General features: G+C 52.9%; 1 pseudogene. It reads right to left on the bottom strand.

The window, feature by feature from the left end:
• Positions 1–751: pseudogene (locus tag ACTHUM_RS16365) on the bottom strand (glycine dehydrogenase (aminomethyl-transferring)); the annotation flags it as partial.

Genomic DNA, 751 nt, shown 5'->3' with positions numbered 1-751 from the left:
GCCGCAACTTGAGTATCGTTAACGCGGCGCAGGTTGTAACCCGATTCCAAAGCAGCGGCAAACACTTGGTCTGCTTTCTCTTTGCTGCCGAAATCGACGGTAACGGTATCGAAGAAGACCTTGTGAACCACATTCAGGCCGTCTGAAACCAGCACATTGGCAAAGGTAGAAGCCAGCGCATGGATACGTTTGGCAATGCGTTTCACGCCTTCAGGACCGTGGTAAACGGCATACATACCAGCCAAGTTCGCCAGCAATGCTTGTGCCGTACAAATATTGGATGTCGCTTTTTCGCGGCGGATGTGTTGCTCGCGGGTAGACAACGCCATGCGCAAGGCAGGTTTGCCCGATGCATCTTTGGATACGCCGATAATGCGGCCAGGAGCGGAACGTTTGAACTCGTCTTTAAACGCGAAATAAGCAGCGTGCGGACCACCGAAGCCCATCGGCACACCGAAGCGTTGGGTATTGCCCAAGGCAATATCCGCACCCAACTCGGCAGGAGATTTCAGCAAAACCAAGCTCATGATATCAGCGGCAACGGCCACGATTGTGCCTTTTGCTTTCAGACGGCCGATAACGTCCTGCAAGTCTTGCACATCGCCGTCTTTACCAACGTATTGGAACAGCGCCCCGAAGTATTCGCCTTCATCCGCTTGGGCAAAATCGCCGACCACCAGTTCAAAGCCGAAATATTTGGAGCGGGTTTTCATCACATCCAAAGTTTGCGGATACACGCACGCATCCACAA

The organism is Neisseria sp. P0021.S006, assembly GCF_051956895.1.
The sequence above is the reverse complement of the archived record's forward strand: the minus strand, read 5'-3'. Positions and strand labels throughout refer to the sequence as shown.